The following is a 25,190-nucleotide window of genomic DNA, read 5'->3' as shown; positions in this document are numbered from 1 at the left end:
AGGATATTATAAATTAGTAACGGAGGTTCAATGTTATTTTAATTGTGAAATTAAAGTTGGATTTATGTAGTACATTTTTGTTATAGCTTCTTCATTGAATAGCGCTTCCTGTGCTTTTGTTACACTGCTGTTTTGCCACTTACCTGAAGGTACTATTCTGATCTTTGCAGCATCATTTTTTAAGGTTAATGGCAAATTAAATCCTGCAGCACAGTTGGTATAACGGTAGAAAACTTTTGTTTTGTCTTTGTTAAAATAAAACTCAAAATTTGGAATTTGTGTTGTTCTCAGATATTGATTAAATACCTTAGCGTAATTGAATTTTAGCTGTTTCGAAACATAATCTTCGACTTGTTTAGAAGTAACAGTCTGATGATAAAATTCCTTGTTTAAACCTCTTATGACATTTCGAAAAAGAGCATCATTATCAATTCCATGACGAATAGCGTGCAGCATATTACCGCCTTTTGGATACATGTCTCCACTTCCTTGTGCATTTACGTTGTAATCCGGAATGATTGGTCTGTCATTTCTTATTCCTTTTCGGGTTCCGGCATTGTATTCATTACCGGCCTGTTCCCCAAAAATATAATCAACAAATAAAGTTTCACTGTAATTGGTAAAGCCTTCGTGAACCCACATATCAGCTAAGTCGTTTGTTGTGATGTTGTTGCCAAACCATTCGTGTCCACTTTCGTGAATAATGATAAAATCCCATTTCATTCCCCAGCCCGTTCCGGAACCATCGTTTCCGCGGTAGCCAGGCTTATAATGATTACCGTATGAAACAGCACTTTGGTGCTCCATTCCTGTGTGCGAGGTTTCAATGAGTTGGTAGCCGTCTTCATAAAAAGGGTAAGGACCCATCCAGTATTCAAAAGCTTTCAACATATTGTGTACTTCTGTAGGCATGTAACTTTTGGCTTTATCTAAATTATAGTCCAGCACCCAATAGTTCAAATCTAAATTTCCTTTTTCTCCCTTATAATTTTCTTTAAAGTTTACATATTTACCTATATACGGAATGATGCAATAATTGCTAATAGGATTAACAACTGCCCATTTATAAGTTGTAGTACCATTATTATTTTCTTTTTTAAATTCCAGTCTTCCATTTGCAATAGCTGTTAGCGTATCAGAAACAATCATAGTAAGGCTGGCACCCTGATCAGGCTCATCACTTTGATGGTCTTTGCAAGGATACCAAATTGATGCTCCAAGTCCCTGACAAGCTACAGTCATCCAGGGGCGTCCTAAAGAATCTTTTGTCCAAATCCAGCCACCATCCCAGGGCGCTTTTATGGCTTCATGAACTTTTCCGTGATAAAAAAGGTCTATTTTATGAGTGGTTGCTGCCTTAGATTTAGGGGTTTCGATATACCAGACAGTGCCTTCTTTTTTGAAGTTTAATTTTTTCCCCAACTGAATAACACTATCAATGACCAAAGGTTCTTGCAGGTCAATTTGCATTTTGGTATTTTTTTCCCCCTTAACTGTTTTATAAGTGATAAAATTACTCCCTTGTATTGTTTTGTTATCATAATCAGGTTGTACGGTAATGTCATAACGCAATACGTCCCACCATTGCCTTTCCGGAGTTAAACTCCCTCTCAAAGTATCTGCAAGCGTATGTTTTTTAGTGTTCTGGCCAAAAGAAATTAGAGTAATACCTAGAAAAATAAAAGTTAGGAAATACTTTTTATTCATGTTGTTTAAGTTTTGAGAAGTTTACATATAGTTGTTTAGCAACTTGTTTTAAGTAAAAAAAGCGCTGCTTTTCAAAAATAGCTGGTTTTTTAAAGAATAAGATGGATTTTATTATCAATATTAAATACTATATTCATCTATTTTTCTTTAAAAAATATAAAAATTGGATATTTTAAAAAATATAGATTTCTTAAAACATAAGGTCTGTTTGCTTTCATTGCTAAGCGAAAATAAAAAGCAAATTGCAATATATTATGAATTGACCAATGAGTTCTTAAATTCAAACGGGGTCTTCTTTTTAATTTCCTTAAATTTTCTGTTGAAATTCGAAATATTATTAAATCCGCTCAATTCCGAAATCTCAATGACTGATAATTCTTTGTTTTTAATAAGTAGTTTAGCGGCATGCTCAATCCTGATTTCAATTAAAAATTGAAAAAAAGTTTTATTCGTACGCGTTTTAAAGTATTTGCAAAAAGCATTTTTAGTCATGGTGGCAATTTGAGCAACTTCATCTAAAGTGATATTCTTTTGATAATTGTTCATGACAAAATCAAAAACCATTTGCATTCTTTTTCCTTCGGCGTCTGTAAAAGGTTTATTAAAAACATAACTGGAAAGCAGTTTTTTTTCAGCTTCGAAAAATGCTTTTAATAAATGAAAGAAAATTAAAAATTGATCGTATTTGTCAGCCTCTTTAAACTTCTTGAATTTTTTTAAAACAGAGGGTTTGTTGCTGGATATTTTTACACCGTTTTTAATAGCCTCAAAAAAGGGTTCTATATTGCTTAATTCCGGCATATTAAAAAAGTTTTTTCCAAATGCATCTTTGGTAAAGAAAATGGTTACCATAACAGATAGTTTTTTACTTTCGGATTTATCACTTTTAAAAACATGCGGTAAATTGCTACCTAATATAAGGATGTCACCTTCCTTGTATTCAGAGATCATATCTCCCACTAAAACGGTACCTTCTCCTCTTTTAATATAACTAATCTGGATTTCTTCATGTTGATGGTATTTATCATAAAAAATATATTCTCTATCTTCTTGATAAATAAAGGCTCCCTCATTTGATTTGGGAATTTTAAACGGAAAAATTTTCATGCTCGTGGTTTTTTTTGGATGTTAAGTGAAAGGTAGTAATTAAATTAAAAGGTGCATTAAAATTAGCCTACTTTTTACAATATTGGCGCAAATAAGATAATATAGTATTTGTTTTAGATAACATGCTTAATTAAGTTATTACGCCTGACTTAATACCTTTGAATAAATAAATTAATTAAAAAAATACTATTATTATGAATATTAAATGGAAAGGGGTAATGCCAGCTGTAACCACAAATTTTACTGCTGAAGACACATTAGATTTTAAAATGTTTGGTAAGAACCTTACCGCTCAATTAGATGCAGGTGTTGAAGGTATTATCCTTGGAGGAACACTAGGGGAAGCCAGTACGTTATTAGAGGAAGAAAAGAAAGAGTTGATTTTAGAGACTGTTCGTATCGTTGACGGAAAAGTTCCTGTGATAATGAATATTGCTGAACAAACAACACGAGGAGCTATTGAAGCGGCTAATAAAGCAGAGCTTAATGGAGCCAAAGGTTTAATGATGTTGCCTCCTATGCGTTATAAATCAACTGATTATGAAACTGTAAAGTATTTTTCTGATGTTGCTAAAAGTACCTCGCTGCCAATTATGATTTATAACAACCCGGTTGATTATAAAATTGAGGTTACCCTGGATATGTTTGAAGAACTGATGGTTTTTGATAACATTCAGGCTGTAAAAGAATCTACAAGGGATATTTCTAACGTAACCAGAATCATTAATCGTTTTGGATCCAGATTAAAAGTACTAACCGGAGTGGATACATTAGGTCTTGAAAGTTTGCTAATGGGAGCAGACGGATGGGTTGGAGGATTAGTTGATGCTTTTCCGGAAGAAACTGTTGCGATTTATAAATTAGCAAAAGCGGGAAGAATCCAGGAAGCACTGACAATTTATCGTTGGTTTTTACCTTTATTAGAGTTGGATATTAATCCACAATTGGTTCAGAATATTAAATTAGCAGAAGTTGGAGCAGGTTTAGGGACCGAATATGTACGTGCTCCAAGAGTACCATTAATGGGTGCTGAAAGAGAAAGGGTTTTGGCTATTATTAATAGTTCTTTAGCAACAAGACCGACGCTTCCTGACTATAAAAGGATATAAATTCAGGTTTAGATTTTGAAAATGTTTTTCAATCTTATAAATACAATACCCAATCAAAAACAAATAAAAATGATTACTGGAAAAAATTATATAGGCAGTCAGTTGTTAGCTGGTGGAGATAAAGTTTTCAAAACCTTTGACCCACAACTTAATATAGAAAATCCCTGGCAGTTCACTGAAGCAAGTAGTGATGAAATAAAATTAGCCACATCTATTGCAGATAAAGCATTTTTATCTTTTCAAAGAGCTTCCGGCAAAGAAAAAGCACTTTTTCTTAGAACAATTGCTGAAGAAATCATGGCTTTAGGAGATAATTTGCTTGAGGTTTATTGTCAGGAATCCGGTTTGCCAAAAGGACGTGCTGAAGGAGAAAGAGGCAGAACCATTGGTCAGCTTAATGCCTTTGCTGAGTTAGTGGAACAGGGGAGCTGGGTAGAAGCTACAATTGACACAGCCATTCCAGACAGAACGCCATTGCCTAAAGTTGATATCCGTAAAATGATGCGGCCATTAGGTACGGTGGTTGTTTTTGGTTCCAGTAATTTTCCATTTGCTTATTCTACTGCAGGTGGTGATACAGCATCCGCATTGGCATCTGGCTGCCCGGTAATTGTAAAGAGTCATCCGATGCATGCCGGCACTAGTGAAATGGTTGCATCGGCAGTTATAAAAGCCGCTCAGAAAACAAAAATGCCGGAAGGCGTTTTCTCCAACTTGAATAGCAGCGGCATTGAAGTGGGTGTGCAATTGGTACAAGATCCATTAGTAAAAGCAGTAGGATTTACAGGAAGTATAAAAGGAGGTCGTTCGTTATACGATTTGGCGGCTCAGCGACCTGAACCAATTCCGGTTTTTGCAGAAATGGGCAGTATTAATCCTGTTGTCATTCTTCCGGAAGCATTAAAACAAAATTCGCAAAAGTGGGCTGTAGCAAGTGCTGGTTCTGTGACGCTTGGTGCAGGACAGTTTTGTACTAATCCCGGATTGATATTAGGAATTAAAAATGACGATTTAGAAACTTTTATTAATCAATTGGCTGGTGAGGTTTTAAAAATTGATCCTATTTGTATGCTGAATCCATCCATTCATAAAAATTATCAAAGTAATAATCAGTCATTGAGCTCACAAGAAGGTGTAGAAGTAGTAGCTGCTTATGATAAAAATGAGAAGCCAAATTATGCTTCTCAAAAAATAGTTACGGTATCAGGAAAAGATTTCTTAAAAAATTCTGTTTTACACAAAGAGGTTTTTGGACCTTTTTCAATGGTTGTACAGTGTGAAAACAAAGCTGAGTTAATTGCTGTAATTAATGCATTAGAAGGGCAGTTAACCGGTACCGTTTTGGGGGAAGAAACTGAAATTAAGGCTTTTAATGATGTTGTAGATGCCCTGGGGAATCGTGTAGGCCGTATCATTTTTAATGGTATGCCTACTGGTGTAGAAGTTTGTCCTGCTATGGTACATGGAGGGCCTTATCCGTCTTCTTCCGATTCCAGATTTACAGCAGTTGGAATTGATGCCATTAAGCGATGGGTCAGACCTTTTAGTTATCAGAACTGGCCGAATGATTTGCTGCCTGAAGCTTTACAAAATGAAAATCCTCTGGGACTTTCCAGATTAGTTAATAATGTTCAAACAACTGATTCAATTTAAAAAATGGCTAGAAAAACATTCTTTTGTGTAGATGCACATACTTGTGGAAATCCTGTAAGAGTTGTAGCTGGTGGTGGCCCTAATTTAATTGGGGCTAACATGAGCGAAAAGAGACAACATTTTTTGAGCGAATATGATTGGATTCGTAAAGGATTGATGTTTGAACCTCGCGGACATGATATGATGAGTGGGAGTATTTTATTTCCGCCAAGTAATCCTGAAAATGATTTCGGAATTTTATTTATCGAAACCTCCGGCTGTTTGCCAATGTGCGGACATGGTACAATTGGTACTATTACCATTGCAATAGAGGAAGGATTAGTTAGCCCGAAAGTGGCAGGAAAAATAAACATGGAAGCTCCTGCGGGATTAGTTAAAATAGAGTATAAGCAGGTTGGTAAAAAAGTAGAATGGGTTAAATTAACGAATGTAAAATCGTATTTAGCAGCCGAAAACTTAACTATTGATTGTCCGGAATTAGGGAAGTTGGTTTTTGATGTAGCATATGGCGGAAATTATTACGCAATTGTTGATCCTCAGAAAAATTTCTCCGGAATTCAGGATTTTACGGCAAGCAAAATCGTGCAATACAGTCAGGCAGTGAGAAAAAAAATAAACGAAAAATACCCAAATTTATTTATACATCCTGAAAATGATACGATTAGGGATGTTAGTCATATGCTTTGGACAGGTTCTCCAATCGATCCGTCTTCATCAGGAAGAAATGCAGTTTTTTATGGAGATAAAGCTATCGACAGATCTCCTTGTGGAACCGGTACATCTGCACGTATGGCGCAATTACACGCTAAAGGACTTCTGAAAATGGGGGAGGAGTTTATACATGAAAGCTATATAGGAAGTAAGTTCGTGGGACGAATTGAAGAAGAAACGGCAATCGGAGCTATTAAAGCGATTGTTCCCAGTATTCAGGGCTGGGCAAAAGTCTATGGGTATAACAATATAATAATTGACGAAGAAGATGATCCGTATGCTCACGGATTCCAGGTACTGTAGCAATATTATTAAGTTAAGGGATTTTAGATTGAAGATTAACGATTTTTGATTTCAGATAGGTGTGAATAAAAATTAGATTATAGATTTTATCAGGCTTTTTTACATCTAAAATCAAAAATCGTTAATCAAAAATCAGCAATCAATTTGTCATTTAATCCTTAACCTACCGACATTGTGTGCTGCAAATTACTGTTTTGCATAAACATCAAGTGTTCCTAATTTATTAATAAAAACTCTTTACTATTGTTGGTAACTAATTGTTTTTCAATAAAAAATGAAGTTGCTTTTGAAATAAGTATAAAAAAAAGGGTTCTCATATCTAGTCACTTATGAAAAATATTATACCAGTTACATTTTTTGCCTTATTTCTTAGTTGTAATTTTTATGCGCAGAACAAAGAAATTACACCTTATCAGCCTTCTAAAAGTGAAATTTTAGAACGATACAAAAAAGCATCACAATTAGATGATGCTGTTAAGAATACCGTTTTCAAAACAAGTATACGCGCAAATTGGCAGCCTGATGAAAAATCATTTTGGTATTGCAATATTTTAAAAGACAGTGTTAGGGAATATATACTGGTCGATGCTGTAAAAGGTGTAAAAAGTGAATTGTTTGATACCGCTAAACTAAAAAAAGCGTTAAGCGAAAACACCGGAAAAGTACTTTCTGAGAAAAGTTTAGTTATTGATAGTTTAAATTATGATGCCGGGACAAAATTGATTACTCTGAAATATGATAAAAGTTATTTTGAAGTATTGTTATCTGACTACAGTATTAAAAAGATAAACGCATTAACTAAAGACCCTAAAAAATACCCTAAGTTAAACCGTCAGTGGGCTAGATGGAATTCCTTTCGAACCGATAGTATTTCGCCCAACAAAAAATGGATCGCTTTTATCAACAAAAACAATGTATTTGTAAAGCCGGTTGATGGAGGTGAATCTATTCAATTCACAAAAGATGGTACCAAAGAAAAACCGTATGGTTCTTTGGCGTGGTCGCCTGATAGTCATTACGTAGTTGGATATCATATTACACCCGTAATTGATAAACCTGTTTATTATGTTTTAACTTCTGTAGCGAATACAACGAGAGGAGAATTACATTCGGAACCTTATAAACAGCCCGGAGATCCTTTTACAACTTTAGAAATGTATTTGTTTCATGTTGAAAATCAAAAAGCAACAAAAGTAGATACACCAATAATTGATTTTTTTGATGCTCCTGAATTGCATTGGAGAAAAGGGGATTTAGGTTATTTTACCTATGAAAAAGTAGATCGCGGTCATCAGCGATTTAGAATATTGGAAGTAAATGCTGCTACAGGAAAAGCGCGTTCGATAGTAGATGAAAAAACGAAAACTTTTATTTACGAATCCCGATTATTTACACACTATCTTAAAGAGAGCAACCAGATTGTTATGACTTCAGAAAAAGACGGCTGGAGACATCTTTATTTGGTAAATAGCCTGAATGGTAAAGAAAAACAGATTACCAAAGGCGAATGGGTGGTAAGAAGCATTGACAGTATTGATGAGAATAAAAAAGAAATATGGTTTTCAGCAAGTGGCATAAATGCAGGTGAAGATCCTTATTACGTACATCATTACCGCATTGGTTTCGATGGGAAAAAATTAATTAATCTTACACCGGCTAAAGGAAATCATATAGTCAATTTTTCACCCAATAAGCAGTTTTATGTAGATACTTATTCGGAACCTAATGTGCCAACAGTAATAGAACTTCGTCGAACACTAGATGGAAAAAAAATAATCGATCTTGAAAAATCAGACGCTGCAGATTATTTGGCAACAGGAATGTCTTTACCGGAACCTTTTCATACAAAAGGCAGAGATGGTGTTACGGATATATGGGGAATAATATGCCGTCCCGCTAATTATGATCCAAATAAAAAATATCCTGTAATTGAAAGTATTTATGCAGGACCACAGGATTCTTTTGTTCCCAAAAATTTTATGGACCGTTACACTACAGAAATGCAAAGTTTAGCGCAGTTAGGTTTTATTGTGGTACAAATTGATGGTATGGGTACTGCTAATCGTTCAAAAGCTTTTCATGATGTTTGCTGGAAAAATTTAAAAGACGCCGGTTTTGAAGATCGAATTCTCTGGATAAAAGCTTTGGCAAAAAAATATGCTTATGTAGATGATTCAAGAGTAGGATTGTACGGTACATCGGCAGGGGGGCAAAATGCATTAGGAGGTCTTTTATTTCATCCTGAATTTTACAAAGCAGGTGTAGCGGCATGTGGCTGCCATGACAACAGGGTTGATAAACAATGGTGGAACGAGCAATGGATGGGTTATCCTGTTGATAAAAACTACGAAGAACAATCTAATGTGACTAATGCTAAAAACCTTAAAGGAGATTTATTGCTAATCATTGGCGAGGCAGATGAAAATGTTCCGCCGGAATCTACTTATCGTGTGGCTGACGAATTAATCAAATGTGGAAAAACCTTTGAATTTTTGCCTTTGCCAGGAGTTGGTCATAGCGATGGTGGGCCTTATGGAAGAAAACGTAAGCGTGATTTTTTTGTAAAACATTTACTCGGTGTAGATGCTCCAAGTAGAAACAACGATGAATTATTATAGCAATACTAATGTTTCTGGATCGAAAAATATGTAAGCGTAAAAAAATATAGAGCTATGGGTAATATTTGTACTAAAATTAAACTTTTTCTTTTTCTAAAATTATTAATAATGTTACCAGGAACTAGCGCAGCACAAACTTCAAATATGGATTTGTATCAGCAAACCAGTGAAGTAAACAATACAATGATTCAATATGAAGCTGATAAGGGAAGTATTATGAGATTTTATTCCGTGGTCAGTACAGCTGATACTTATGGAAATCATTTTGAGAACAATAATTACAATACTCCCGAAAGAAGAGAACGTCTATTAAAATTAATTGCACAATATCAGGAAACACTTAAAGGGTTGGATTTTGATACTATGAATATTAATGGCCAAGTGGATTACATTCTATTTAATAAAAATTTGAATAGCGAAAAGTCTGAATTGGTCCTGCAGCAAAAAAAATACGACAAAATAAAACCCTATTTTCCTTTTGAAGATCAGATTTATACAATGGTAAAACCACGACTTAGGGGCAGTAAAGTCAATGCAGAATCGGTTGCTAAAGAAATGAACGCATTATGTAAAACTATCAAAGAGCACATTAAAACAGTTGGTGAAACAAAAGATTTAGAAAAGGAATATGCTGTTTTTGCAGTACTGCATGCAAAAGCACTTCAGGGAGCACTTAAAAATTACTATAATTTTTACAACGGATATGATCCTTTATTTACGTGGTGGGTTCCTAAAACCTACGAAGAATTAGATGGCCTTTTAGCAGATTATGGAGCGGTTTTAAAATCAAAAGAAACTATTGCCGCAACTCAAAAAAAAGATCCTAGTGGCATTGTCGGAAATCCAATTGGCAGAGACGAATTAATCCGTCAGCTTGAAACGGAATATATTCCCTACACCCCGGAAGATTTGGTAAAAATAGCCAACAAAGAGTTTGCCTGGTGCGATACTGAACTTCTAAAAGCATCTCAGGCAATGGGGTTTGGCGATAATTGGAAAGCGGCTCAGGAAAAAGTAAAAAATTCATTCGTTGCTCCTGGGGATCAGCCTCAGGCCATGTTTGACTTATACAATCAATCGGTTGATTTTTTGAAAAAGAATGATCTCGTAACAATTCCGTCAATAGCAGAAGAAACCTGGAGAATGTACATGATGTCTCCAGAAGCACAAAAGGTAAATCCTTTCTTTTTAGGAGGTGAATCACTTATTATTTCGTACCCAACGAATACGATGACTTATGATGAAAAAATGATGAGTATGCGGGGAAATAATCCAAATTTTTCACGTGCTACGGTGCATCATGAATTAATTGCGGGTCATCATTTGCAAGGATTTATGGGCAACCGATATAAATCCTATCGTCATTTTGATACACCATTTTGGATTGAAGGCAATGCATTGTATTGGGAAATGTTATTGTGGGATTTAAAATTTCCTCAGACACCCGAAGAAAAAATAGGAATGCTGTTTTGGCGTATGCATCGTTGTGCCAGAATTATATTTTCATTAAACTATCATTTAGGAAAATGGACCCCACAGCAGTGTATCGACTTTTTAGTAGACAGAGTGGGACATGAGAGTGCCAATGCCGAAGGCGAAGTACGACGCTCTTTTGAAGGAGGCTACAGTCCTTTGTATCAAATTGCTTATATGCTGGGAGGATTGCAGTTTATGTCTTTGAAAAACGAATTGGTAACGGGCGGGAAAATGAGTTATAAGCAATATCACGATGCTATTTTGCATGAAAACAGTATGCCAATCGAATTGTTGAGAGCCATTTTAACAAATCAAAAGCTGGAAAGAGATTTTAAAACAAACTGGAAATTTTATAAATTTTAATAATATCAGATACAATTTTGTATGAAAAACGTAGTAGTAATTGGTGGTGGAATTATTGGACTTAGTTCCGCTTTTTATTTACAGCAAAGTGGCTGTAAAGTCACCGTTATCGATAAAGATAATTTTGAAAACAACTGTTCATACGGTAATGCCGGCTATGTGTGTCCAAGTCACTTTATACCATTGGCTGCGCCAGGAATTATTTGGCAGGGGTTCAAATGGATGTTCAATTCTAAGAGTCCATTTTATGTAAAGCCTTCCTTAAACAAAAATTTAATTGGTTGGGGACTGAATTTTGCAAAAAGCGCCACAAACAAAAATGTTATTAAATCGGCAATTCCGCTCAGAGATATTTCTTTATTAAGTCAGCACGAGTTTGAAGAATGGTCCAAAATTCCTGATTTTAATTTTGCTTACGAACACAAAGGAATGTTAGAAGTTTTTCAGACAGAAAAAGTTGCAGAACATGCGCATCATACTGTCGAAAAAGCAAAAGAATTAGGACTTGATGTTAGCTTATTGAATTATGAAGAGTTACAGGCTTTGGAATCTCAAACAAAAATAAATGCGATTGGAGCAATAAAATTTGATTGTGATGCTCATGTTTATCCGGATAAATTAATGGATGGTTTAAAAAAACTGCTAATAGCAAATGGAGTAGAATTTAAATATGGCGAAACAGTACAATCTTTTGAGAAAAGCAATGGAGCAGTTACTAAAGTGATTACTAAAGAAAACGCATATCCAGCTGATGATGTTGTTATTGCGACAGGATCCTGGTCTAAAGAAATTGCTGAGTTAGCAGGTGCGAAGATTTCATTAATGCCAGGCCGAGGATATTCATTAACCTTAGAAGATTCAGACTATAAGCTGAACCATCCGATGATTCTTGCTGAAGGAAGAGTTGCAATTACGCCTATGGATGGAAATAAAATCAGATTTGGCGGAACAATGGAAGTAGTGCCAACTACAGCCAAACCACAATACGAAAGAATCAATGGTGTATTAAATGCTGTTAAGGATTTTTTACCCGAATTTCAAATTGAAAAGCCAGCAGAAAAAGATATTTGGTACGGATATAGGCCTTGTTCTGCAGATGGTTTGCCTTATATCGGTAAAATTAAGAAATATAAAAATGTCGTAGTCGCAACAGGGCACTCTATGATGGGGCTAAGTCTTGGTCCTGGTACCGGAAAATTAGTTTCTGAAATAATTAATGAAGTGCCTACAAGTATAGAGATTAAAGCATTTGAGGTAGAAAGATTTTAATTAGGGTAAAAAGTGTAGTTGCTTTAAACTTATATTTCTGTTTCATATTAAAAAAATAATTAACCCAAAAAATAACCAAATTAACCAACCAATTAATGAAATCATCAACAAAGAAAAACAATTTTAAAAGGTCACTGGGTTTATTAGACGCTACGATGATAGTTGCCGGATCTATGATTGGGTCAGGGATTTTTATAGTAAGTGCGGATATTGTTCGTAATGTAGGTTCGGCTGGAGCTTTACTGCTGGTTTGGCTGCTTACAGGATTTCTTACAATCGCTGCGGCTTTAAGTTATGGGGAATTAAGTGCAATGTTTCCAAAAGCTGGAGGGCAATATGTTTACCTTAGGGAATCTTTTAATTCACTGACTGGTTTTTTATACGGATGGAGTTTTTTCGCTGTTATTCAAACAGGTTCTATTGCAGCAGTAGGTGTGGCTTTTAGCAAATTTTCGGCTTATGTTTTTCCTTCGTTGAGCGAAAATAATATACTATTGGATTTAGGTTTTTTGCAAATATCGGCGGCTCAGTTAACCTCTATTATTCTGGTTGTATTTCTTACTTATATTAATACCAGAGGTGTCAAAGAAGGTAAGATTATCCAAACCGTTTTTACATTGGTAAAACTAATTGCATTATTTGGTCTGATTATTTTTGGTTTCATATTGGCTGCAAGAGCCGATGTCTGGAAAGCCAATTGGAGTACCGGTTTTTCTATAAACAAATTAGAAGGGAATACACTGATCCCTTATTCAGGATTTGCTATAATGGGAGCGGTTGCAGCTAGTCTTGTGGGTAGTTTGTTTAGTAGTGATTCGTGGAATAATGTCACTTTTATTGCACGTGAAATAAAAAATCCTTCTAAAAATATTGGTAGAAGTCTATTTTTAGGAACACTGATTGTGAGCCTTATTTATATTGCGACCAATATAATGTACTTATCGGTTCTTACTTTAGATGAGATAGCACATTCCGAAAATGATCGTGTGGGTGTAGCAGCTTCACAGCACATTTTTGGAGCTTCAGGAACTTATATTATTGCTATATTGTTGATGGTGTCAACCTTTGGATGCAACAATGGATTGATTCTTTCTGGAGCAAGAGTGTATCATCGAATGGCTAAAGATGGTCTTTTTTTTAAGAAATTATCAAAACTAAATAAAAATGGAGTTCCTGAAAAAGCTTTATGGATGCAATGTATCTGGGCTTCTGTACTGTGTTTGAGCGGAAAATACAATGAATTGTTAGATTATGTAATCTTTGTGGTTTTAATTTTTTACATCTTAACTATTGCGGGTATTTTTAGATTGAGAAAAACTAAACCGGAGTTAGACAGACCCTACAAGGCAATAGGTTATCCGGTATTACCTGCCATTTATATCGTTACGGCTTCGAGTATTTGCATTATGTTGCTGATATACAAATACAGTTCTTCTTTGCCGGGATTAGCTATTGTGTTATTAGGAATTCCAATCTATTACTATTTTGTGAATAAAGATAAAAAAGATAAATAAGAGAAACCATTTAGGGCTTCATCAACAAAACATTAATCAGATATTACCATGATAGCAAATATTACAAGAACAGCATTAGCTTTTTTATGTGGAATAAGCAGTGTTTTTTATTCTCAAAAAATAGATTATCCCATTCAGCCTGTCGATTTTACCCATGTTCATTTAACGGATGATTTTTGGAAACCAAAGATTGAAGTGAATGCAGAGGTTACCATTCCGTATATTTTAAAGAAATGCAAAGAAACAGAAAGCATAAACAATCTCAAGAGTTCTTAAATATTCCAGAGGGTTTGTGGATTTTCCTTTTAATGAGTACAAATTGATAAGAGGAGTATTGGGAGTCCTGTTTCCGCTTCATGGGAACTTTTATAAAAAGGAGATGAACGGGGTTTCTTTAAAGAGCATTGTTCGTATAAAATTTCCAAAAGATAAATACAATTCAGTAGAATTTGATCCAGTAGCAATTTTAGCTTTAGTAAAGATAGTGAAATGCCAAGTGATTAATATTCGGGGCATTTGAGCGTATGTAAATTAGTAATTTTATGAAAAATCAACAAATTTTATTCAATATGTACAGACCTGTTTTTGTGTTTGTTTTGCTTTTGAATATTCTAACAGGATTTCAAACAGATGTTTACTCGCAATCTGCAAAACCTGTTATGCGGTATACCGTCTCAATGCCAAATCCTGAGAATCATTATTTTCATGTAGAACTTCAATGTGCCGGAGGGAAAGATGAAACTATTGATTTTAAAATGCCAAACTGGATGCCAGGCTATTATCAGATGATGAATTATAGCAAAATGGTAGAAAATTTTGCTGCCAAAAGCAATACTAAAGAAATTGCTGTAAATAAAATAAATGAAAATACCTGGAGGGTTAAAGTTTTAAAAAACAAACCCTTTACATTGAGTTATGATGTAAAAGCAGATAAGCAATTTGTTGCCAATAGCTTTTTAGATGCAACTTATACCTATATAATTCCGAATAGCCTGTTTGTGTATAGGGATGAAAATTTAAATACACCTGTCAGCGTAAAAATAGCAGGAGTTAAAAAAGGATTTAAAATTGTAACAGGACTGGAAACTATTTCAGGAAAAGAGGATGAATTTTTCGCCCCCGATTTTGATATTTTGTATGATTGCCCAGTATTAATTGGAGATTTAGAAGAGCTGCCTTCGTTTAAGGTTAAAGGGATTGAACACCGCTTTATAGGGTATAAATTAGGTAATTTTGATAAGGTTGTTTTTATGAGTAATCTCAAAAAAGTTGTTGAAGCTGCTGTGGCTGTTATTGGCGATATTCCATATACGCAATATACTTTTATAGGAATTGGTCCCGGACAAGGCGGGATAGAGCACTTAAACAATACTACTGTAAGTTTTGATGGTAACGGATTAGATAATCCGGAAGCAATGAATACGGTTATGAATTTTTTAGCACATGAATATTTTCATCATTATAATGTAAAAAGAATCAGACCTCTGGAACTAGGCCCTTTTGACTATGACAAAGGAAATCGAACAAATCTACTTTGGGTAAGTGAAGGATTATCTGTTTATTACGAATATTTAATTGTAAAAAGGGCTGGACTTACTAGTGATCAAATGCTATTTAGTAATTTTGAAAATAGTATTAACGCTTTTGAGAATGGTACAGGAAAATCGTATCAATCATTGGTACAGGCGAGTTTTGAAACCTGGAGTGATGGACCATTTGGCAAACAGGGTAAAGATGCTAATAAAACCATTTCTTATTATGAAAAAGGACCTGCGGTAGGCCTTATACTTGACTTTGCTATTCGTCAGGCTACAGAAAACAACAAGTCTTTAGATGATGTGATGCGTCTTTTGTATTGGCAGTATTACAAAAAAATGCAGCGTGGATTTACAGATGCTGAATTTCAACAGGCTTGCGAGGCTACAGCAGGTGTTTCTTTAGCCTCTGTTTTCGAATATGTATATACCACTAAAGAAATAGATTACAATTATTATTTAGCATTTGCTGGATTGCGATTAAATGAAGAACCTAATGCTGCTGGTAAAAAATATTCATTTAAGATTCTCCAACCAATAAACGAAACGCAGCAAAAAGCATTAGCTATGTGGTTAGGAGAATAAAAAAATAATTATTTTCTTAAAACCAAATAGGCTCATCTTTATTATAAAAGGTGAGCCTATTTGGTTTTTTAGTATCAATTATTTATTAATTAACATTTTAGCTGTCAATATAATATTTTTTTTGATCAGTTTTTTTTAGAATTTTTTAATGGTATCGTTTTGTTAATTTCTTTATAGATATTGTTTGTTGATTTAATTAACATTATCAATACGTTTTTTCTTATACTTATTCGTTTTTTATATAAAAAACAAATTTCAGGATAATATAATATAGATTTAGGATAAATTCTTGGCTATACCGACAGGTTCATATACTATAACTTTACAATTATAAAAATAACATTATGTAATTATTATGTTAATTATTATGTTAATTATAGCGCATTAATTTTTAACCAAACCAAAAAACAAAAGTTATGAATTTTATCAACTTTTCAGTAATGCAAATTTTTGAAGGTAAACTTTGGAAGAAAAAAATGAGGTTTACTACTTTTTTTCTTTTAATCTTTTTTACCTCATTTGCGCAAAAAAAGATCCAGGGTTCTATTAAAGACGTTAACGGAGTTCCTATGCCGGGAGTGAGTATTATGGAAAAGAGTACTTCCAATGGGGTTTTGTCAGATTTTGATGGAAACTTTGAAATTGTACTTAAGAACCAAAATTCTGCTTTATTAGTTAGTTACATGGGATATATTTCTCAGGAAGTAGCAACTGAAAGTAAGAATAAAGTAGATGTAATTCTAAAAGAAGATACACAAGAGTTAAATGAAGTAGTTGTTGTAGGATATGGAACTCAAAAAAAAGAAAGAGTAACCAGTGCTATTGCCAGTATAAAAGAGAAGGATTTTACAAGAGGTGCTATTAGAGATGCTTCAGATCTTATTAGAGGTAAAGTAGCAGGTCTAACAATTAGTAATGGGTCCGGTGATCCGGGAGCATCATCTAATATTTCATTGCGTGGAGTTTCTACTTTATTAGGAAACGCTGGTCCCTTGATCTTAATTAATGGTGTGCCGGGAAGTATGAATACCGTTGCCCCAAATGACATTGCTTCTATCGATATATTAAAAGATGCTTCAGCAGCTGCAATTTATGGAACAAGAGGTGCAAATGGGGTTATTCTTATTACCACAAAAACGGTAAACAAAGACATCGCACCAACTATTACCTATTCAACATTTGCTACAATAAATAATTTTTATAATAAGGCTGATTTTTTAGATGCCACACAACAAAGAAATTTTCGCGCTCAAGGATTAAGAATACCTTATGTAGATGCTGGGGCTGATACCAATTGGCTGGATCAAATTTCAGGAAGTGGATTTGCTCAAAATCATAATTTAGCTTTAAAAGGAGGAAATGTTAAAACAAATTATACTGTGAACCTTAATTATATAGATGAAACAGGTGTTTTTAACAATACATTTAATAAAGAGTATCGATTTTCATTTGATGTTAATCATAGTATGTTCAATGATAAGCTAAAAATTAATTTGAACTTACTAAATGGAACCCAAAATATGGGACTTTCAGAAGGAACAGTAGCGTATGCCTACAGACAGGCAATGATTAGAAATCCTACTGCGCCTATATATAATTCAGATGGAACTTATGTTGAAAAAGAAGATGGTAAAACAAAGTTTCAATATTATAATCCTGTAGCTATTATAAATGAAACAATAGAAGATAGAAATAATACATGGCAAAGATTTTCAGCCAATCTGACACTTGATTTATTGCCAGGATGGGATGTAGGGGCACAATTTTCAAAGAATAAAAACACGGGCTTAAACGGATACGCAGAAACCAAAAAACATTATTCAAATTCGATAAATTTACGAAACGGTGTGGCTTCCAGGAATACAGGTACGACGGATACTGATTTAGTTGAGATAACATCCAAATACCATAAAATTTTAGATAAGCATGAGTTTACAGTATTAGGAGGCTATAGTTATCAATATATCGTAAATCAAGGATTTTCGGCTAGTAATTCTGATTTTCCTACCGATGCTTTTTCCTATAATAATTTGGGTTCAGGAAATGCTTTGACGGATGGATTAGCAGGGATGGGAAGTTATAAAGATGACAATACATTAATTGGATTCTTTGGTAGAGTGAATTATAACTTTAATAGTAAATACGATTTATTGGTTAGCATCAGGAGAGAGGGATCTTCTAAATTTGGTGCAAATTACCAATGGGGAAATTTTCCTGCGGTTTCTGCAGGATGGAGTATTAATAAGGAGTCTTTCTTAAAAGATGTTGAAACTGTAAATGCTTTAAAATTAAGAGCAGGTTATGGAGTAACAGGAGTAATTCCTAATGATTCTTATATGTCACTGACATTGTACAATTATGAAGGCTATTTTTATAATGATGGAAAATGGGTGAGAGGATTGGAACCGGTAAGTAATCCTAATCCTGATTTGCGTTGGGAGAAAACAACAGAAGTCAATATGGGGCTTGATTTTGGATTTTTCAATAATAGAATTAGCGGAAGTGTTGATTTGTATAGTAAAAAAACAATTGATATGTTATGGAGATACGCTGTGCCAAAACCTCCTAATGTATATGATTGGACTACTGCCAATGTTGGAAAAATGGAAAATAAAGGTATAGAAATTCTTCTTAATACAATTCCTGTCAAAACGGATAATTTTGTTTGGAATTCCTCAATGACTTTTTCACACAACAAAAATAAGTTAACAAGTCTTTCCAATAATTTATATCAAATTGAAGGAGATTATATAAATAGAGGAAACACTGGAGATCCTATTTCATTCGATACGCATAGATTAGAAGTTGGACAATCATTAGGTAATTTTTGGGGTTTAAAATCGGTAGATATTACTAATAATGGAGAATGGATAGTTGAATTGCCGGATGGTACAAGGAAAACACTTGAACCTTCTATGTACAATGATACGAATAAGCAATATTTAGGGAATGGTATTCCGCAATATTATGCAGGTTGGACCAATACTTTTAGCTACAAAAAATTTGATTTAAGTATGGTGCTCACAGGAGCTTTCGATTTTCAAATACTAAATAGTCAACGTATGTTTTATGGAAATTCTAAAACCGATTATAATATGCTGTCCAGTGCATCTGACAAAGTGTATGGTAAGGCGGTATTAAATTATAATCCAACTTATGTAAGTTATTATATTGAACAAGGAGATTATGTAAAGGTTGACAACATAACTTTATCCTATAATTTTGATGTTAAGCCGTTTAAATTCATCAATGCAATGCGATTGTATGTATCCGGGAATAACTTAGCCACGTTTACAAAATATAAAGGTTTAGATCCGGAGATAAAAAGAGAAGACCCTACGTCTCAAGGAATGGATAATAGGGATAAATATCCAAGTACAACGGGTATGACTTTGGGATTAAATGTAACTTTTTAAATTAATTCAAAATGAAAAATAAAAATATAATATATAAAATCCTTGCTTCGGGCTTACTACTTTTAGGAACAGGATGCACCGATTTAGATGAGAATGTTTATGATAAAGTAATTGGTGAGGAAACTAAATTTAAGGCAGAAGATTTGGCAAGTCTTATGGCACCTGCTTATACGTCATTTAGAGATGTTTATTGGGGCTGGGATGCGGCATTTTGTTTATACGAAGAATCATCAGATTTAATAGTAACGCCATTAAGAAACGGTATTGGCTGGGGAGATTATTACATTACAATGCACCAACACACTTATGAGGCTCCACTACCTCATGCAGAAGGGAATTGGGCTTATTTGTTTGGAGGTGTAAATAATGTCAATAAAGCTATTTTTCAGATAGAACAAATACCGGATCTTGAAAATAAAGAAACTGTTTTTCAGGAACTAAGAGCTTTAAGAGCTATTTATTATTATTTATTATTAGATAATTTTAGAAATGTTCCTATTGTAACCAAATATGATTTACCTAAAGGATTTTTGCCAGAACAAAATACAGGTAAAGAAGTATATGATTTTGTAGAAAGCGAACTAAAAGGAGCTTTACCTTATTTGAATGATAATAATAAGAGAGAAACTAAGTATTATGGAAAAGTTACAAAATGGGCTGCTGAGATGACTTTGGCAAAACTGTATCTAAATGCTGAGGTTTATATAGGAACGCCAAAATGGAACGAAGCTTTAGCTGAAGTTAATGATGTTATAAATAATGGTGGGTTTGCTTTGACAACTAATTATTTGGATAATTTCATAATAGAAAATCAATCTTCTTCAGAACAGATATTTTCTATTCCTTTTGATCAAAAAAAAGCAGGTGGAAGTTACTGGCCATTTAAAACATTAGCGGTTGAAAGTCAGGCAACTTATGAATTAGCAGGAGGGCCCTGGAATGGTTCTGGTGGAATACCTCAATTTATAGATACGTATGATTCTGATGATCAGAGATTAAAAGATTGCTGGTTAGGAGGAAAACAGTTTGATAGTAAAGGAGAACCAATAATGATAACTGATCCAAATGATTCAAGTAAAAAGATACAATTCGAGTATCTTAATTACCTGACAGATGTTAATGGCTGCGAACCTAACGAAGGATATAGAATGGTTAAATATGAAATTGGTAAGGGTCAAATTGCACAAACAAGTAATGATGTTCCTTTTTACAGATTAGCCGATGCTATGATGATTAAAGCAGAGTGTTTGTTAAGAACAGGAAATGCTGCCGAAGCTGCAGCAATTGTAACAAAAGTAAGAGAAAGAAATTTTAGAAAGACTAATCCGGCCAAAGCAACTGTTACAGGTGCGAAACTGTTGGGAGGAAGTGTTTATAAATACGGTACTTATAAGGCAGGAGTAATTACAAATTACGAAGGAGGAGCGGATATTGAATATGGAGGTTTCCTTGATGAATTAGCCTGGGAATTTGTTGGAGAGGCACATAGAAAACAAGATTTAATACGATTTGGAGTATATTCAAGAAAGTCCTGGTTTTCAAAGAAAGGAGACATCGGTGTAGAACCTAAAGACTATTTTAGAGCTATTCTTCCAATACCGAAGGTTCAATTGGAGAGAAATAGTAAATTGAAACAAAATCCGGGGTACCAATAAAATAGTAAACTTTTACAAGTTGGTTATTTGTAATTATAAGTGTGTGAAAAGCTGTTCCTGTTCAGGGATGGCTTTTCAATATTACAATAATCAATAATTAAAAAATTAAAACTATCAATTAGCCATTTTTTCCATTTGTAGCTCTATTTTCATCTAATATCCTGTATTTTGTGGTAAAAGATTGGTGTTTAGCAGTAGTTCTGCTTCGGGAATAGGCAATAACAATTGTGTGTTTTGCCAATTGGGTTTTAGTGGACTTAATACATTTTCTTCCCTTGCTGTTCTTTTTAGATCAAACGATCCGTGCCCTTGCTCGGTAAATAGTTCTACTTTCCTTTCTTGTATAATAGCGTCCAGAATTGCTGTTTTAGTTGTAGCGGTGGTGCTTCAAAGAAGTAGTGTAGCGTTCTAGTGTTCCTGGTGCGTATTCTTTTCCCATCAACTCTGTGAGTTTGTTGTTGTGGTCTTCGAAAATAGGAACGAGCATTCTTTGGCGTTCTTCGGTTCCTAGTAACTTATTTTTAAAGTTTTCAATGATAATGCTTCGTTGCGGTGGAGTAGCTCCATTTGAGCACCTAATACTTTTGATTTCATTAAATCAAGGTAGCTATTGATTGAACGTGCTTCATCTGTTGTTCCTTTCATTTCAGATAGTTCGCTGGACCATTTTGATTTTTCTACAATTTTTTTGGTGCTAAATTCTAAGAACATGTCTTTGAACCTAATGTTTGCAAGTGTTGAGGTAATTTAGCGAGACCCTAATTTTTGAATTTTCTAGGGTCTAGATTTTATCTCGATTTAAATAAGATTGAATGATTACTTTGACCATCATTTTCCATTTTTGCCGTTCTGAAACATAATCATAAAAGAATGTTTGTAATCCATTTCAAGCAATCAGAAAATTTGAGGTTAAATTAACCGCATATTTTTGTACATTTTTTAGGTGGTATTATATTTTTTATTATTTTTCAAACTTATTATTAAAACCACCACCCCAATGGCAGCAATAAATAATGGACTAAACCGCTTTTTAGAAGCACAAAACAAACTATATCTTACGGCTCTTTCTGAACTTAAAGACGGCAAAAAAGAAACGCATTGGATGTGGTTTATATTTCCCCAGATAAAAGGACTCGGAAAAAGTGAAATATCGGAGTTATATGCTATTGAAAATTTGCAACAAAGCGAAGAATTCTTAGGGCATCCAATTCTTGGAAAACATCTTATTGAATCCGCAGAAGCATTGCTACGTTTTAAAATGAAATCAATAGAAACTATTTTTGAAGATCTCGATGCACGCAAACTGCAATCCTCAATGACACTTTTTAGTTTAACAAATAATACTAATCCTATATTTCAAGAAGTTTTAGATGCTTTTTTTGCAGGAAAGTTTGATCCTCTTACTTTATCAATTCTAAATGAAATGATGCATCCTGCGTTGCAATAGTTACGAAATTGATTCTCGTATAATAATCTTATTGAAGTATGGTTATGATTATAAATTTGAGCCCTGTGGAGAAATTTCCAAAGGGCTTAAAGTATGATGATTACTTTTTAGATTTTTCGAAATTTTTCTAAACTTCCAGCTCTACGAAGTCTTCTTTATGAAATGCTGTGCATTCTATGATAAAAAACAAATAAAATTATTAAAAATTAAGATGCAAATTTATAGGTATTGATATAAGGAGTTTCTCTGTTAATAACTGCGAAAACTCTACTTATAAGTTTGCATCTAATGTTGTTTAATACCAGCATTGAATTTTTACCTTCCACTTTTTTCTTATTGTAATATTCCTTTAATTGAGAATCGTATTTTAATGTTGTCATAGCGCACATTTGCAATAATGACTTCATTTTTTTATCTGCCATATGATTTACTCTTGTCCTTCCTTTTACACTGGAGCCTGAACTATGTTCAAAGGGCGCAACACCTGAATAACACGCAAATTGTCTCCAAGTTTTAAAAGCGGTAAATCCTTTTGTAGCAATAATCAAATACACACTGGTTTGTTCTCCCAATCCAGGAATTGATCTGATAAGTTGAGATTGTTTATTTAATTGATCGTTTGCTTTAATGACTTCTTTAATTTTTGATTCAATTTTGTGTATTGAATTTTTAATAGATTTTACAAGAGTTTGGTTAATTTGTGATACTTCCTTAAAAACTATTTTTTTTGTGAATTCCTTACTTTCCTTTGTCGCTTGTATAAGCATTAAAGCTTTTACCATTTTTTCTCTTTCAGTATAAAGCATTTTTAGTTTTTGAATATCTAGGCTCGCAAAGGTGTAAAGTTTTAATTTATCGATGTTTCTATAGCTGTAGTAAGAAATATCTTTAGCATCAGTTTTATCATTTTTTCCTCTTGAAATTCCTTTTGATTTTTTTATTTCAATAGCAGGAACAATCCATAAATCTAAATTAATTTTCACTAAAACACTTGATAAATGATTAGTGTAAACACCAGTATTCTCGCAACAAAAAAGAGTACATTTTTTATCAACTTTAGTATCCAGTTTTTTAATAAAAATCGAAATACTTTCAATATTGTTTTCTATGATAAAATGCTCTGATTTAAGAGTTAAAGAATCAAGGATGTTAATATCCAATTTTGCTTTCGATACATCGATCCCTACATAAAATAAATACTTTTTCATAACTTTGAATTTAGGATAAACAAAAATGTTGAACTTCTTTAGAGCCTTTATTAGACCTGCATGTCTATCATTCTATTTGAAGCAATTCAACGGGATTCAAGGAGAAGGCAGAGGACTAATGCACAGCATGGTTCATAACTACAAATGTCTAAAGTTCACCTCTGCTTTCCTTTGAATAAAATTAAAATTTTTTATCTAATCCAAAGTAAAGGCGAACGTCTTTGACTTCGCACTTTTTTATGGTCAAGCTTCGGGGATGTAGTTTCGGGGAGTTAAAAAATTTCCTAAAGAATCTTAATGTTGAAAAGGGTAGGAGGTAACTAAATATCGTTTTGATGTTTTGTAATCTTTTTTGGTTATTTTTGAAATGTATAAAACGAATGCAAACATTCGTATAAACACCCAATTTTGGGTAGTTTGGCGCTACTTTGTAGTGTATACAAATAAGGTGGCAGTAATTGAAAATCAACAATCGTTTTATGAATGACAAAAAAAATATCCTGATAATTTTGCTTCTTATCTCGTCTTTCTGTTTTTCACAATCTTTAGATAGAAAAACAATTTCGAAAAAGCACGAGATAAATCGTTCTATTGAACCTGAAATGCGAGGAATTGAAGTTGCAAATATTATCTATTATATCGAAAATGATCTTCAAACTCTTAAAGCTTATGAGAACGGAAAAGTGAAATGGGAAACAAACATAATTAAGATTCTAGGAAATCCAAAAATTGGAAAACCTGAAATTAGAGTTCTTACATTTAATAATCTAACAATTACAATTTCATACGGAAAGCATGATTTTGCAGTAGTTAGTATTGAAACAGGTGTAATTAAATTTCACGGAGCAGATTAATAACAACTACCGCCAACAGCTAGAGTTTCGTTGCGTGCGTAGCACGAACAATGAAACTTGTGTTGAACGGAACCGCTGTGATTCCGCAACTATGGAGTTATCTTAAAAGAGATTTGTAGTTTTTCAAGAGGATTTAGTGTCCTCTTTTTTTGTGGAATGGTTTCGCTTGGTTTTTTTCGTGTTTTCCTTCACTTTTGGACATAACTTCCCTTACCCGTAAAATTAGTTTTCATAGGCACTCAAATTTTGGCTACCGCCAAGATACCAAGGCGGTGGACCACGCTGGTCAAAAACTGCTATTCGGTGCAAGTTGCCTGTTTTGCAACAGGGACATTTCGGCAAAAAAGGTTTTTTTTCTGCTTTTTCCAGTACTTTCACTTGCAGTTTTTCCTGTAAAAGCTTTAGCTTTTGATGTTTCCAAGTACTAATCAAAAAGCCATAATGACGGATCTTCACAAAGCGCTTTGGCAAAATATGCAACGAAAAACGCCCCGATCTCCGAAGTGTTCATCTAAAATGCTGGCGAACGTCTCTGACTCTGACTTCGCACTTTTTTATGGTCAAGTTTCGGGGATGTAGCTTCGGAAAGTTAAAAAATTTTTGTACAGAATCTTAATGTTGAAAAGGGTAGGAGGTAACTAAATATCGTTTTGATGTTTT

General features: G+C 33.9%; 18 protein-coding genes and 1 pseudogene. 13 read left to right on the top strand and 6 right to left on the bottom strand.

Annotated elements, in window-relative coordinates; all coding sequences use genetic code 11:
* Positions 1-33: 33 nt before the first annotated feature.
* Entirely contained in the window at positions 34-1,707 is a 1,674-nt protein-coding gene (locus OZP09_RS02920; protein ID WP_281310255.1) for a M1 family metallopeptidase, read from the bottom strand.
* A 252-nt stretch (positions 1,708-1,959) separates the two neighbouring features.
* Positions 1,960-2,814, bottom strand: coding sequence for an AraC family transcriptional regulator (locus OZP09_RS02915; RefSeq protein WP_281310254.1), 855 nt, complete (start codon positions 2,812-2,814; stop codon positions 1,960-1,962).
* 194 nt (positions 2,815-3,008) lie between these two features.
* On the opposite strand from OZP09_RS02915, the gene OZP09_RS02910 reads away from it, so the two are divergent.
* From OZP09_RS02910 to OZP09_RS02860, 11 genes are all read left to right on the top strand, one after another.
* A complete protein-coding gene (locus tag OZP09_RS02910; protein ID WP_269236437.1) occupies positions 3,009-3,923 on the top strand; it encodes a dihydrodipicolinate synthase family protein in 915 nt (304 codons plus the stop codon).
* Positions 3,924-3,992: 69 nt separating this feature from the next.
* Positions 3,993-5,576, top strand: a complete 1,584-nt coding sequence (locus tag OZP09_RS02905) for an aldehyde dehydrogenase (NADP(+)) (protein WP_269236436.1) — start codon at positions 3,993-3,995, stop codon at positions 5,574-5,576.
* A gap of 3 nt (positions 5,577-5,579) precedes the next feature.
* Positions 5,580-6,590 carry a 4-hydroxyproline epimerase gene (locus OZP09_RS02900; protein WP_281310253.1) on the top strand — a complete coding sequence of 337 codons (1,011 nt, stop codon included), beginning with the start codon at positions 5,580-5,582 and terminating at the stop codon, positions 6,588-6,590.
* A 329-nt stretch (positions 6,591-6,919) separates the two neighbouring features.
* A complete protein-coding gene (locus tag OZP09_RS02895) occupies positions 6,920-9,208 on the top strand; it encodes a S9 family peptidase (RefSeq protein WP_281310252.1) in 2,289 nt (762 codons plus the stop codon).
* 108 nt (positions 9,209-9,316) lie between these two features.
* Positions 9,317-11,047, top strand: a complete 1,731-nt coding sequence (locus OZP09_RS02890; RefSeq protein ID WP_281310251.1) for a DUF885 family protein — start codon at positions 9,317-9,319, stop codon at positions 11,045-11,047.
* A 21-nt stretch (positions 11,048-11,068) separates the two neighbouring features.
* Positions 11,069-12,316 carry an NAD(P)/FAD-dependent oxidoreductase gene (locus OZP09_RS02885; RefSeq protein WP_269236432.1) on the top strand — a complete coding sequence of 416 codons (1,248 nt, stop codon included), beginning with the start codon at positions 11,069-11,071 and terminating at the stop codon, positions 12,314-12,316.
* A gap of 95 nt (positions 12,317-12,411) precedes the next feature.
* Positions 12,412-13,830 (top strand): APC family permease, encoded by a 1,419-nt coding sequence (locus OZP09_RS02880; protein WP_281310250.1) that lies wholly within the window; start codon positions 12,412-12,414, stop codon positions 13,828-13,830.
* A 48-nt stretch (positions 13,831-13,878) separates the two neighbouring features.
* On the top strand, positions 13,879-14,106 hold the full coding sequence (locus tag OZP09_RS02875; protein WP_269236431.1) for a hypothetical protein: 228 nt from the start codon (positions 13,879-13,881) through the stop codon (positions 14,104-14,106).
* A 266-nt stretch (positions 14,107-14,372) separates the two neighbouring features.
* Positions 14,373-15,950 (top strand): M61 family metallopeptidase, encoded by a 1,578-nt coding sequence (locus tag OZP09_RS02870; RefSeq protein ID WP_269236430.1) that lies wholly within the window; start codon positions 14,373-14,375, stop codon positions 15,948-15,950.
* 416 nt (positions 15,951-16,366) lie between these two features.
* Positions 16,367-19,366 (top strand): SusC/RagA family TonB-linked outer membrane protein, encoded by a 3,000-nt coding sequence (locus tag OZP09_RS02865; protein ID WP_281310249.1) that lies wholly within the window; start codon positions 16,367-16,369, stop codon positions 19,364-19,366.
* Between the two features lie 11 nt (positions 19,367-19,377).
* A complete protein-coding gene (locus OZP09_RS02860) occupies positions 19,378-21,021 on the top strand; it encodes a RagB/SusD family nutrient uptake outer membrane protein (RefSeq protein ID WP_281310248.1) in 1,644 nt (547 codons plus the stop codon).
* A gap of 118 nt (positions 21,022-21,139) precedes the next feature.
* On the opposite strand, the gene OZP09_RS22720 is transcribed toward OZP09_RS02860, so the two are convergent.
* Both OZP09_RS22720 and OZP09_RS02850 read right to left on the bottom strand, forming a co-directional pair.
* Positions 21,140-21,262 carry a hypothetical protein gene (locus OZP09_RS22720; protein WP_489886122.1) on the bottom strand — a complete coding sequence of 41 codons (123 nt, stop codon included), beginning with the start codon at positions 21,260-21,262 and terminating at the stop codon, positions 21,140-21,142.
* Between the two features lie 266 nt (positions 21,263-21,528).
* Positions 21,529-21,732 carry a hypothetical protein gene (locus OZP09_RS02850; RefSeq protein ID WP_269236426.1) on the bottom strand — a complete coding sequence of 68 codons (204 nt, stop codon included), beginning with the start codon at positions 21,730-21,732 and terminating at the stop codon, positions 21,529-21,531.
* A gap of 286 nt (positions 21,733-22,018) precedes the next feature.
* Here OZP09_RS02850 and OZP09_RS02845 point away from each other — a divergent pair, with 286 nt between their 5' ends.
* On the top strand, positions 22,019-22,468 hold the full coding sequence (locus OZP09_RS02845) for a DUF1810 domain-containing protein (RefSeq protein WP_269236425.1): 450 nt from the start codon (positions 22,019-22,021) through the stop codon (positions 22,466-22,468).
* A gap of 206 nt (positions 22,469-22,674) precedes the next feature.
* Here OZP09_RS02845 and OZP09_RS02840 read toward each other — a convergent pair whose 3' ends face one another.
* Positions 22,675-23,676: a transposase gene (locus tag OZP09_RS02840; RefSeq protein ID WP_269236424.1), complete on the bottom strand. Its 1,002-nt coding sequence runs from the start codon at positions 23,674-23,676 to the stop codon at positions 22,675-22,677.
* 479 nt (positions 23,677-24,155) lie between these two features.
* Here OZP09_RS02840 and OZP09_RS02835 point away from each other — a divergent pair, with 479 nt between their 5' ends.
* Positions 24,156-24,530 (top strand): hypothetical protein, encoded by a 375-nt coding sequence (locus tag OZP09_RS02835; RefSeq protein WP_269236423.1) that lies wholly within the window; start codon positions 24,156-24,158, stop codon positions 24,528-24,530.
* 222 nt (positions 24,531-24,752) lie between these two features.
* On the opposite strand, the pseudogene OZP09_RS02830 reads toward OZP09_RS02835, so the two are convergent.
* A pseudogene (locus OZP09_RS02830) lies at positions 24,753-25,019 on the bottom strand (IS91 family transposase); the annotation flags it as partial.
* Positions 25,020-25,190 lie beyond the last annotated feature (171 nt).

Origin of the sequence: Flavobacterium flavigenum (genome assembly GCF_027111255.2) — a bacterium.
GTDB classification, from domain to species: Bacteria; Bacteroidota; Bacteroidia; order Flavobacteriales; family Flavobacteriaceae; genus Flavobacterium; species Flavobacterium flavigenum.
Note: the sequence above shows the minus strand (reverse complement) of the source record. Positions and strands in the feature narration are given on the sequence as shown.

Coding starts and splice junctions, on each gene's coding strand:
- OZP09_RS02920 (WP_281310255.1), bottom strand. CDS start 1,707: ATGAATAAAAAGTATTTCCTAACTTTTATTTTTCTAGGTATTACTCTA.
- OZP09_RS02915 (WP_281310254.1), bottom strand. CDS start 2,814: ATGAAAATTTTTCCGTTTAAAATTCCCAAATCAAATGAGGGAGCCTTT.
- OZP09_RS02910 (WP_269236437.1), top strand. CDS start 3,009: ATGAATATTAAATGGAAAGGGGTAATGCCAGCTGTAACCACAAATTTT.
- OZP09_RS02905 (WP_269236436.1), top strand. CDS start 3,993: ATGATTACTGGAAAAAATTATATAGGCAGTCAGTTGTTAGCTGGTGGA.
- OZP09_RS02900 (WP_281310253.1), top strand. CDS start 5,580: ATGGCTAGAAAAACATTCTTTTGTGTAGATGCACATACTTGTGGAAAT.
- OZP09_RS02895 (WP_281310252.1), top strand. CDS start 6,920: ATGAAAAATATTATACCAGTTACATTTTTTGCCTTATTTCTTAGTTGT.
- OZP09_RS02890 (WP_281310251.1), top strand. CDS start 9,317: ATGTTACCAGGAACTAGCGCAGCACAAACTTCAAATATGGATTTGTAT.
- OZP09_RS02885 (WP_269236432.1), top strand. CDS start 11,069: ATGAAAAACGTAGTAGTAATTGGTGGTGGAATTATTGGACTTAGTTCC.
- OZP09_RS02880 (WP_281310250.1), top strand. CDS start 12,412: ATGAAATCATCAACAAAGAAAAACAATTTTAAAAGGTCACTGGGTTTA.
- OZP09_RS02875 (WP_269236431.1), top strand. CDS start 13,879: ATGATAGCAAATATTACAAGAACAGCATTAGCTTTTTTATGTGGAATA.
- OZP09_RS02870 (WP_269236430.1), top strand. CDS start 14,373: ATGAAAAATCAACAAATTTTATTCAATATGTACAGACCTGTTTTTGTG.
- OZP09_RS02865 (WP_281310249.1), top strand. CDS start 16,367: ATGAATTTTATCAACTTTTCAGTAATGCAAATTTTTGAAGGTAAACTT.
- OZP09_RS02860 (WP_281310248.1), top strand. CDS start 19,378: ATGAAAAATAAAAATATAATATATAAAATCCTTGCTTCGGGCTTACTA.
- OZP09_RS02850 (WP_269236426.1), bottom strand. CDS start 21,732: ATGTTCTTAGAATTTAGCACCAAAAAAATTGTAGAAAAATCAAAATGG.
- OZP09_RS02845 (WP_269236425.1), top strand. CDS start 22,019: ATGGCAGCAATAAATAATGGACTAAACCGCTTTTTAGAAGCACAAAAC.
- OZP09_RS02840 (WP_269236424.1), bottom strand. CDS start 23,676: ATGAAAAAGTATTTATTTTATGTAGGGATCGATGTATCGAAAGCAAAA.
- OZP09_RS02835 (WP_269236423.1), top strand. CDS start 24,156: ATGAATGACAAAAAAAATATCCTGATAATTTTGCTTCTTATCTCGTCT.